The organism is Siminovitchia terrae, assembly GCF_003605405.2.
Lineage (GTDB): Bacteria > Bacillota > Bacilli > Bacillales > Bacillaceae_C > Siminovitchia > Siminovitchia terrae.
Map to the genome: position 1 here is coordinate 147,117 of NZ_QYTW02000008.1, position 10,997 is coordinate 158,113.

Consider the following 10,997-nt stretch of genomic DNA (forward strand, 5'->3'; position numbering starts at 1 on the left):
CCGTTTTTCGACCTCACACCTAATTCGGGAACCTTTATTAGAGATGCGTTTTATTTAACTAAAATATTGCTTATATGAAAAAAGTCTGGAGTAATCCCAATTCATACTTTATTAAAAAAAAACACCTCTATACAAGAGGTGCTCTACAACTATGCTCCAGGCGGAGCATCCGCTTCATCAAATCTTCGTTCCAGGTTGACGAATTTATTATATTCTTTTACAAATGCCAGCGATACAGTTCCTGTCGGGCCGTTCCGCTGTTTAGCGATAATGATTTCGATGATATTTTTGTTTTCCGTTTCCTTGTCATAATAATCATCACGATACAGGAATGCTACGATGTCCGCATCCTGCTCAATGGATCCAGATTCCCGGATATCGGACATCATTGGCCGTTTATCCTGACGCTGTTCGACTCCCCGGGATAACTGTGACAAAGCAATGACCGGAACTTCCAATTCACGGGCGAGTGCCTTAAGTGAACGGGAGATTTCCGATACTTCCTGCTGCCGGTTTTCCTTTGAACGGCCACTCCCTTGAATCAACTGCAAGTAGTCGATCAAAATCATTCCTAGTCCGCTTTCCTGCTTCAGTCTCCGACATTTCGAACGGATTTCACTGACCCGGATTCCTGGTGTATCGTCAATATAAATACCTGAATTGGATAAGCTCCCCATTGCCATCGTCAGTTTTCGCCAGTCCTCATCAGTAAGAGAGCCTGTTCTTAAATTTTGAGCATCAATATTCCCTTCTGCACAGAGCATCCTCATCACAAGTTGCTCTGATCCCATTTCCAAGCTGAAAATCGCTACATTTTCATCTGTTTTCGTTCCAACATTTTGGGCAATATTCAAAGCAAAAGCTGTCTTCCCCACAGATGGACGTGCTGCAACAATGATCAAATCGTTGCGTTGGAATCCAGCAGTCATCCGGTCCAATTCCGAGAACCCTGTCGGGATCCCCGTCACATCCCCTTTCCGGTTATGAAGCAGTTCAATATTGTCGTATGTTCGGACGAGGACGTCTTTAATATTTTGAAAGGCTCCTGAATTTTTGCGCTGGGCGACTTCCATGATATTTTTTTCAGCTTCATCAAGGAGTGCTTCCACTTCATCTTCGCGCGTATAGCCTTCTGTTGCAATATCTGTAGCAGTTCGGATCAGACGGCGCAACAGAGCCTTCTCTTCTACGATTCTGGCATAGTAGCCAACATTGGCTGCTGTCGGGACGGATACGGAAAGCTCACTCAAATAAGAGATCCCGCCAACATCCTCCAGCAATTTTGAGGCGGCCAGTTGTTCCGTAACGGTAACCAAATCAACGGCATGTCCTGTTTCATTTAAATGGATCATGACTTCAAATATTTTCTGATGGGCACTGCGGTAAAAATCTTCCGGCAGCAAAATCTCAGATGCTAATACGATAGCCGCAGGATCAAGAAAAATCGCCCCGATCACCGCCTGCTCAGCTTCTATATTTTGCGGCGGCGTACGGTCAATCATCAACTCATTCAATGTACAGGTCACCTCCCCTTTCTTCAACCTCATTGATCCAAAATAAAGGCGCAAGCTCCTGGAGCAGCGCGGGAAAACACGACAATTCTTCAGTCAAACTACTGGTTTCAAATTATGGGATGCCTCTTGGATTAAACTCCTGCAGCTTTGTGACGAGGCTTTCTCAGGAGCACAATCTTCTTTGTGGGCTAAGTTCTGTCCCGTCGGTGGCTCTGGGACCCCCCTCTCCGTAGAAGCCGGTCCCAGTATAATGGGATGAAACTTTTTAAAATTTATGTGTTTTATCATTACTAATCAGTAAAAAAATGTGACCCGTAGTAACCAGATCACATTTTTATCGTTTATTCTATTCTATCATGAATCGATCAATGAGAAGTATATTATTTTTGTTCCAGTACATGGACATTGAGAGTCGCTGTCACTTCATGATGAAGTTTAACCGGCACTTTCGTAACGCCAAGCGCCCGGATCGGCTGATCCATTTCAATTTTTCTGCGATCCACTTTGATGTCATGCGTCTTTTTCAGCTCATCTGCCACTTGCTTGTTGGTAATAGAGCCGAATAATCGTCCGCCTTCACCAGATTTCGCTTTAATCTCAACCGTAAGCTTCTCTATTTTCTCTTTAAGGTTTTTAGCATCCTGAAGAGCTTCTTCTTCCAATTTCTGCTCTTTCTTTTGCTGGTTTTTAAGATTAGCCAAATTTCCAGGTGTTGCTTCAACTGCCAACCCTTGTTTTAAAAGGAAGTTTTGTGCATAACCGACAGCAACATCCTTCACTTCCCCTTTTTTACCTCTCCCTTTTACATCTTTTAAGAAAATTACTTTCACGATGTTTGACCTCCTTCAAAATATTCATCCAACACCTGTCTTAACTGCAGCTCCGCTTCTACTACCGTGATTCCCGGAAGCTGTGCTGCTGCATTCGTCAGGTGTCCCCCTCCGCCGAGCATTTCCATAATAACCTGCACATTCACTTCTCCAAGGGAACGCGCGCTGATTCCTACAACCTCTTCCGCTCGTTTGGAGATAACAAACGATGCAGCTACACCATCCATTGTCAATAGTGTATCAGCCGCTTGTGCAATCATGACCGGGCTATAGACTACATTTTCAACGCCGGTCGCGATGGTCACTCCGTTTCCGTAAAATTCCATTGTTTCAATCAGCTTAGCTCTTTTAATATAAGATTCGATGTCTTCCTTCATAAAGCTTTGTACAAGAACTGTATCCGCTCCGCGAGCCCGCAAATAAGAAGCCGCATCAAATGTCCGGGATCCCGTTCGCAAAGTAAAGCTCTTCGTATCAACAATAATACCAGATAAAAGTGCCGTCGCTTCCAGTCTGTGAAGCTTTTTACTCTTCGGCTGGTATTCGAGCAATTCTGTCACAAGCTCAGCTGTAGACGAAGCATATGGCTCCATATAAACTAGCAGCGGCTTGTTGATAAAATCTTCGCTTCTCCGGTGATGATCTATGACGACGACCCGGTCGGTTTTGTTCAACAGTTTTTCCTCAATCACTAGAGAAGGTTTATGTGTATCTACAACGACAAGTAGTGTACCTTCCGTTGCAATTTCTAGGGCATCCTCAGGCGAAATGAACCTGGAATAAAGGTCTGGCTCGTTCTTTAATTCCTCCAGAAGTCTTCTGACACTTGTATCAATTTCATTGAAGTCAATGACTATATAGCCTTCTTTTCCATTCATCTCTGCCGCTTTTCTGACCCCTATCGAAGCTCCGATTGCATCAAGATCTGGGAATTTATGCCCCATGATGATCACCTTGTCGCTTCCCAGGATTAAGTCTTTCAATGCATGAGAGATAACGCGGGCACGGACCCGAGTTCTTTTCTCCATTGGGTTTGTTTTCCCGCCATAGAATTTCAATTTTCCATTTGGCAGTTTCATTGCGACCTGGTCTCCCCCGCGTCCCAATGCCAAATCTAAGCTTGATTGGGAGAGTGATCCGAGTTCTGGAAAATCAGAAACGCCAAGCCCCACACCGATGCTTAAAGTAAGCGGCACATGCTGCTTTGCTGTCGTTTCCCTGACGACATCCAAGATAGAAAACTTATCCTGCTCTAGCTCATGCAATGTTTTTTCATTAAATAAAATAATAAACCGGTCCGATGATGTTCTTTTTAAAAAGATGCCGTGTTCCAAGGCCCAATTATTCAACAAAGCCGTAACCGTGCTATTGAGTTCACTTTTCGTCTGATCATTCATTCCCTGTGTCGCATCATCATAATTATCAAGCAGAATGGTCGCAATGACCTGACGTTCATCCTGATACCGTTTCATCGTTTCGATTTCTTCCGTTACATCAAAAAAATAAAGAAGACGTTCTTCAATCTTCAAAAGTACGCGATATTTACGTTCATTCAATGTAATGATCTCAGATTCTTTTTCCTGTTGAAGGGATGGTATGAGTGATTCGGCTACTTCATACAGTGAACGCCCCACAAGTGACGGCTCATTCAGCCGTGATGCCATGTAAGAATTGCTCCATTCAATGATATAATCTTCATTGAACAACATCACTCCGATCGGCATATCCAGTAGCGCTTCTTCCCCCACTTTTTTCACACGGTGAGAAAGGGTGGAAATATACTTTTCAATCTCTCTCATCCTGTCCTTCTGGGAATTTAAAAATAATACCACGAAAATTACGAGCAAGAGAGCTCCTATCGCGCCTGCCCACCAGTAACGAAGACTGATGATTACAAGAAGAATGGCGCTTAAAGCTACAATCCCAATTATCGGAGGAAGGCTCTTCTTTCTATTTATATACGGCGGCATCCTTTCAGCTCCCTTAACTCCATACTAATTTTTTTCATATCATTACTTCTTTGCCAATCGTTGTCTTAAATCAAAGCCTAAATCAATTATACCTAATAACCTGATGATAGAGAAAAACAATGGCAGTAAAAAAGTCATAACCGTTGCCGTAACCGGTATAGCTTTGGACCACTTTTTCACATGACTGTAGTAATAGATGAAAGCCAGTCCCTGAATCATCAGCAATATCTGCAATATATAAGCAGCATTGACGACGGTCATATGTAAAAACGTTCCTTCTGCAGGTTTAACGAAGAGGGTAACCATCAAGGTGATTAAATAATACCATAAGATGCTTTTTGGGAATTTAGCCGTCCTAAAAGGAGGGAATTTCGGCACATGAATCCCAAACCTCTTAATAATCGGAAAGTTGATCACCATGAAAAGAATAACGTATAAGAATGCACTACCCAACAGAAGGCTTGGGGCCAAGGTTTTTATTAATCCGATCATATGCTGAACCTGCTTTTGCAGGTTAGGATCAGGAGCCTGTCCTAGCGCTCTCATCATGTCAGCATATTGGTCGGCAGAACTTGAAAAGACCCGAATCAGTTCATCAAAGAAATTCATACCAAACAGTTGAGTCGCAAGCACGTAAAATAATAAAACATTACCCAAAAACACCAAACTCGAAGCCATATAGGTAACCATCTTAGTTTTTCCGGTCCGAATGCAATATCCCATCATTATACCAGTTGTCCCATATAGGATAGCAATTGGAGCAGCAAGCACCGTCCCTGCTACCATAGCCATAAAAATGGATCCTACGACTAAAACAATTGAATTTTTCAAAGGATATTTTGAACTATAGAAAAGAAAGGGTAATATTAGAAAAAATTGAGTGGCGAGCGTCGCCATCGGAACGAAGACAGAAAAAAGCAGCAACACTGTAAAAATCGTAAGCATCAGCGCCCCTTCTGTCAACATGCGCGTATTTTTCACTTTTTCACCTCATTAAGTATGTACCAGTCTATTTTAACAAAAAACACCTGATAAGTCACAATCCACAAGGACATTCTTAAAGTAAGCATTTATTTGGTAAGCGGATTACTTCGGACCGGATAAATCAAGAATCTTGCGGAAGGATTTGCCGAGGTTGAATGACTCATTTTTATTGTACTGCTAGATATCTTATGCAGCTATTGAGATAGGTGGGGATATTGGATACCTCTAATAAAGTAAAGAAGAATGAAATATGAGGATGCCACTAAAGTCTAGGGAAGTGCTGAAAAAGTTGTGATGATGTTCCTGCACCAAGACTTTTGGCTGCGTCGATACTAGACGTGACACTCTAAGGTTTATTCACAATCAAAAAAGGAGCAGCAAGGATTTCTCCTCATTGCTCCCTTTTGATTATTCTCCTGACACGAATGGAAGAAGTGCCATTTGACGAGCTCGTTTGATAGCTGCAGTCAATTTACGTTGGTACTTAGCGCTTGTTCCAGTCACACGGCGTGGAAGAATTTTCCCACGTTCAGAAATGAACTTTTTAAGTAGATCAACATCTTTATAGTCGATGTGTGTAATACCGTTCGAAGTAAAGAAACACACTTTCCGACGCTTACGTCCGCCTCTGCGTCCACCTGCCATTTAAAACCCTCCTTCACAATTTTATTAAAATGGAAGATCGTCATCTGAGATATCGATTGGTTGTCCATCATTTGAGAACGGATCCTCATCTGTCCGAGTATAGCCCTGGTTCTTTTGGTCGCCGTAGGATGAGCCTTGGCTTCGTTGGCCGCCACCGCCACCATACGGGCTTTCACCAAAATCACGGCCACGATCTTGTGAAGCAGCACCTCTAGGCTCCAGAAATTGAACACTGTCTGCAACTACTTCAGTTACATACACCCGTTTTCCATTCTGATCATCATAACTCCGTGTCTGCAAACGACCGTCAACCCCAGCCAAGCTTCCTTTTTTCAAGAAGTTGGCAACATTTTCTGCCGGTCGACGCCAAATAACACAATTGACAAAATCTGCTTCACGTTCCCCCTGCTGATTTGTAAACGTACGGTTAACAGCTAATGTGAAGTTCGCAACCGGTACTCCGTTAGGAGTATAACGCAGATCTGGATCTTTAGTTAATCGGCCAACTAATACTACTCGGTTCATCATCAGAATCAACCTCTTCCCGATTTACTATTCTTACAATGTTCCACGTGGAACATTTATTTCTGTTTATTTTTCTTCTTGTTTAATTACGATATGACGAATGATATCATCGTTGATTTTAGCAAGACGATCAAATTCCTGAACAGCTTCAGCATTTGCATTTGCATGGATTAAGCGGTAATATCCTTCACGGAAATCCTCAATCTCATATGCCAAACGACGCTTGCCCCAATCCTTCGATTCGATGATTTCAGCCCCTTCAGAAGTAAGAATATTATCGAAACGTTCTACAACAGATTGTTTCGCTTCTTCCTCAATGTTAGGACGAATAATGTACATGATTTCGTACTTTCTCATCAATGATCCACCTCCTTATGGTCTGTGCGGCCCTCAAAAATAATCGAGGGCAAGGAGCAACTTTCATTACTCACAGAGAGAAATTATAACATAAAGGCTCTCATAAGACAAATATTTATTCTCACATTTTAATGTGCTAATAAATAGTTCTTTTATCATTATAGAACATACGTTCTAATTAATCAACATATTGCTCCAATGAAAGTTTAACATCAACAAATAAAAAGCCATGCTCGCTTTTACAGCTTGCATGGCCTTCAATTATTCTTCCTCATTATCATACAAATTTTTGGATGGGTTGAAGTTAAGATCTAGATCTGGATCTTCGGCAAATTCCGTTCCATAGTTTGGTCGAACGCCTGTTTCTTCATCTATAACTGGGCTTGTATAACGTTCACTCTCGTCCGCTTCCTCCCGATCGAAGAAATATGACAAGCAAATAAGACCGCTTAATCCAACTAAGGTATAGATTAAACGTGATAAGCCCGCAGTTTGCCCGCCAAATATGGCAGACACGAGGTCAAACCTGAATAATCCGATCAACCCCCAGTTGATAGCTCCAATAATGACCAGGGCCAAGGCAATTTTACGTAGTGTGCTCATATAGAACACCCCCTTTTGTCTTCAAAAGAACCAACAGCTACATTTACTATTGATTCGGTACTATTATTTGAAGAAAAGGGGTGCTTTATACTGTTTAGAGCTCGTTTTATTTTTTAGCGATGGCAGCCTGCTCTCTCAACATAAATTTTTGCAGTTTACCGCTGGCATTTCTCGGAAGGTCCTCCATGAATTCATAACGGCGCGGCCTTTTATACCTAGCAAGGCGATTGTTATCCGTACAAAATTTATCCAGTTCCTCAGCCGTTATCGAAGGGTCTTTTTTCACCACAAAAGCGACAACCCTTTCTCCCCACATTTCATCCGGCTCGCCGACTACTGCGGCATCCAAAATGCCGGGATGTTCAAAAAGGACATCTTCGACTTCCCTTGAATAGATGTTTTCGCCACCCGAAATGATCATATCTTTCACACGGTCACTTACCCACAAAACGCCTTCTTCATCCATGTATCCAATATCTCCCGAGTGATACCATCCTTTATACATTGCTTCTTTTGTAGCATCCGGACAGTTAAAATATCCCAGCATTGTACTGGGTCCCTTCACGATGATTTCTCCTAGTTCCCCAGGAGGACAAATATCGTGCGGATCAGACGGCACTCCTTCTTTTACTTTGACCACTCTTATTTCATGATTAATCAAAGGTTTTCCAGCCGCTCCTGATTTTGACAATTGCTCATCATCATATAGCACAGATATAGCAGGACCCATTTCAGTCATTCCATATGCCTGAAATAAATCAATCCCCAAAGTATTATTTACTTCTTTTACAAGGACCGGGGCCATAGGAGCTCCACCGTAAAGCCCAGCACGCAAGCTGGAAAAATCAGCTTCTGTTAAATCTTCACGCAGTATCATATTCCACATTGTTGGTGCACCAAAAAAATGGGTGATTCTTTCCTCCTTTATAGCATGAATAAGCTCCTTTGCATTAAATTGATGCATAATTATATTGGAACCGCCCATCATAAGACGTGGAAGGAAAGCACAATGGAGCTCGGCACAGTGAAACATAGGTGCTACACACAGACCCCTCTCATTTTTTGTCACACGCATAACAGCCGACATGATGAGACTTTGATCCACCATATTACGATGGGAATGTATGACACCTTTAGGCATCCCTGTTGTTCCAGAGGTATACATGACGGCGTAGGGATCATTTTCATTGAGTTCACAAGCTGGCCTCACGGTCGAAGCATTGAACATTTCCTCGTCATAATCTTTTGCAAACGAATCGGGCTCGTCAATGCACCAAAACTGGATATCCGAAATTGACTGTGCCGCATACGTAACTGGACTGCTCGTTGCTTTTTCATACAACACGATTTTCGGGGCTGCATCACGTAAAATGAATTCCAATTCTTTTCCCGTCAGGCGAAAATTGATAGGGTTGAAAACTGCGCCGATTTTCATACAGGCAAACAGAGTAGTTGCAAATTCAGCTGTGTTATATAAAACAGTGGATACCCTGTCTCCTTTTTCTACTCCCGCATGTTTAAATGCATTGGCAAGCTTGTTCACCTCCAGATCCCAATCACGGTAGGTCCAGCTTTTTCCTAGTCTCCGATCCACAAGCCCTTCCTTTAAGGGAAACTTCGAAACAGTTTGCTCAAATACATCCCTGAGTGTAGGTCCTCCCATGTATACCACTCCCTGTATTGAAATTTACTGTTCAAGTCTTTCAATTATTGTCGCGTTGGCCATGCCGAAACCTTCACAAATCGCCTGAAGTCCATATTTCTTATTCTGCCTTTCCAATTCATGAACCAATGTCGTCATAACCCTTGCCCCGCTTGCACCAAGCGGATGCCCTAATGCAATCGCACCTCCATTCACATTCAATTTTGCTGGGTTCGCTCCGGTTTCTTTCAGCCATTGGAGCGGAACAGAGGCGAAGGCTTCGTTTACTTCAAATAAATCTATATCTGAAAGGTTCATTCCGGCTTTTTCCAATGCTTTTTCCGTTGCCGCTACCGGTCCTGTCAGCATTAAGGTGGGGTCAGACCCCACTACTGACCTGGAAATAACTCGAAAGCGAGGTCTTACCCCAAGTTCCTCCGCCTTTTTTCGGGACATGAGCAATATGGCTGCAGCCCCGTCGCTGATTTGGCTCGCATTACCTGCGGTGATTTTTCCAGTTTTTATAAAAGGAGGTTCTAAAGCTGCTAGTTTTTCCATTGATGTATTTTCACGGGGACCTTCATCGTTATTCATCATTCCACTTTCAGTAATGATTTTCATGATCTCACGATCAAATCGCCCTTCCTTTATAGCTCTTACTGCCTTTTCATGGCTCTCCAGGGAAAAATGGTCGAGCTCTTCCCTTGTAAAACCCCATTGCTCTGCAATCCGTTCCGCCGACAATCCTTGGTTAATTATTTCATAACGATCCGTTAGCTGTTTACTGTTTCTAGCTCCCTGCAAATTCGAAAGCATGGGAACTCGCGACATATTCTCCACTCCGCAAGCTATAACGACATCCATGTCTCCGCTTAAAATCGCCTGGCATGCAAAATGGACAGCCTGCTGGCTTGAACCACACTGTCTGTCAATGGTGACTCCCGGAACTGTCATGGGATATCCCGCTATCAATACTGCGAGCCTTGCAATATCATTCGCCTGTTCACTTGTCTGTGTAACGCAGCCGGCAATGACATCCTCCACATAGCTTGCTTCCACACCAGCCCGTTCAGTAATTTCCTTTAAAACCATGGCAAGCAGCTCGTCCGGGCGTATAAGACTTAGCATCCCGTTCCTTTTTCCAACCGGTGTCCTAACAGCTTCAACTATGACAACTTCCCTCAAACACTTCTCCCCCTTAGTTATTAGAAAGCGCTTACTTTTCTTTTTCGATAAACTCTCGTCATTTTCCTTCTTTGGGGTGTTCTATTTGAAAAAGAATAGAGAAAATTGACTAAATGTCACATGAAAGATGATAAAATACAAAAAGAGAGCCATTTATATTGTTTTTTCAACCAAACAGCTTTGGAGTGCAAGTGAGTGTAATGGGTTTAAGAGAAAAGATAAGGAAGAGGTAATGAAATGGATAGAAAAAGCATTGAAGCCTATTGTTTAAAACTCGCAGGTACCACCCAAGATTACCAAAAGGATTGGGAAGCTGACCGATTTTTTATCGGAACCAAGATGTATGCAATGATTGGTGGAGATTCAAATGGGAAACCCATCTTAACATTAAAATGTGATCCGATTCTTTCAGAGGAATTACGAGAGGATAATGAAGCAGTCATTCCCGGATATTATATGAATAAAAAACACTGGAACTCAATTTACTTTGAATCAAACATATCAAATGAGTTGATAGAAAAATTGATTGCGCATTCCTACAACCTAGTCTTGAAAAATTTACCAAAAAAAGCACAAAAAGAGATTGGTCTTCCATTTGAAATATGAATGTCTAAGAAAAGTTAAGTGAATTTTGGTAAGGGAGCATTTCGGTTATCATAGCAAAACAGCTGACTTTTATCACAATATGGGGTTTGTCAAATAAAGTGTGTAAGTACACTTTACTCAAGGTATTTTAATACCT

General features: G+C 42.3%; 11 protein-coding genes. 1 reads left to right on the plus strand and 10 read right to left on the minus strand.

Annotation, left to right across the window (positions count from 1 at the left end; translation table 11 throughout):
- Positions 1-149: 149 nt before the first annotated feature.
- The 10 genes from dnaB to D5F11_RS10655 all read right to left on the minus strand — a co-directional run bounded on the left by dnaB (position 150) and on the right by D5F11_RS10655 (position 10,255).
- Positions 150-1,502 carry a replicative DNA helicase gene (dnaB, locus tag D5F11_RS10610; protein ID WP_373316410.1) on the minus strand — a complete coding sequence of 451 codons (1,353 nt, stop codon included), beginning with the start codon at positions 1,500-1,502 and terminating at the stop codon, positions 150-152.
- A gap of 392 nt (positions 1,503-1,894) precedes the next feature.
- On the minus strand, positions 1,895-2,344 hold the full coding sequence (rplI, locus tag D5F11_RS10615; RefSeq protein WP_120115825.1) for a 50S ribosomal protein L9: 450 nt from the start codon (positions 2,342-2,344) through the stop codon (positions 1,895-1,897).
- A complete protein-coding gene (locus tag D5F11_RS10620) occupies positions 2,341-4,314 on the minus strand; it encodes a DHH family phosphoesterase (RefSeq protein WP_120115824.1) in 1,974 nt (657 codons plus the stop codon). Before D5F11_RS10620 ends, rplI begins: the two co-directional genes overlap by 4 nt.
- Before the next feature lie 42 nt (positions 4,315-4,356).
- Positions 4,357-5,295: a YybS family protein gene (locus D5F11_RS10625; protein ID WP_120115823.1), complete on the minus strand. Its 939-nt coding sequence runs from the start codon at positions 5,293-5,295 to the stop codon at positions 4,357-4,359.
- Between the two features lie 411 nt (positions 5,296-5,706).
- Entirely contained in the window at positions 5,707-5,943 is a 237-nt protein-coding gene (gene rpsR, locus D5F11_RS10630; RefSeq protein WP_120115822.1) for a 30S ribosomal protein S18, read from the minus strand.
- A gap of 24 nt (positions 5,944-5,967) precedes the next feature.
- Positions 5,968-6,471, minus strand: coding sequence for a single-stranded DNA-binding protein (gene ssb / locus D5F11_RS10635; RefSeq protein ID WP_120115821.1), 504 nt, complete (start codon positions 6,469-6,471; stop codon positions 5,968-5,970).
- 63 nt (positions 6,472-6,534) lie between these two features.
- Entirely contained in the window at positions 6,535-6,825 is a 291-nt protein-coding gene (gene rpsF, locus D5F11_RS10640; protein WP_120115820.1) for a 30S ribosomal protein S6, read from the minus strand.
- A gap of 261 nt (positions 6,826-7,086) precedes the next feature.
- Positions 7,087-7,428, minus strand: coding sequence for a DUF378 domain-containing protein (locus D5F11_RS10645; RefSeq protein ID WP_120115819.1), 342 nt, complete (start codon positions 7,426-7,428; stop codon positions 7,087-7,089).
- A 106-nt stretch (positions 7,429-7,534) separates the two neighbouring features.
- The gene (locus D5F11_RS10650) at positions 7,535-9,091 is read right to left on the minus strand and encodes a fatty acid--CoA ligase (protein ID WP_120115818.1); all 1,557 of its coding nucleotides are present in this window, start codon (positions 9,089-9,091) and stop codon (positions 7,535-7,537) included.
- 24 nt (positions 9,092-9,115) lie between these two features.
- Positions 9,116-10,255 carry a thiolase family protein gene (locus D5F11_RS10655; RefSeq protein ID WP_120115817.1) on the minus strand — a complete coding sequence of 380 codons (1,140 nt, stop codon included), beginning with the start codon at positions 10,253-10,255 and terminating at the stop codon, positions 9,116-9,118.
- 237 nt (positions 10,256-10,492) lie between these two features.
- On the opposite strand from D5F11_RS10655, the gene D5F11_RS10660 reads away from it, so the two are divergent.
- On the plus strand, positions 10,493-10,861 hold the full coding sequence (locus tag D5F11_RS10660; protein ID WP_120115816.1) for an MmcQ/YjbR family DNA-binding protein: 369 nt from the start codon (positions 10,493-10,495) through the stop codon (positions 10,859-10,861).
- Positions 10,862-10,997: the final 136 nt, after the last annotated feature.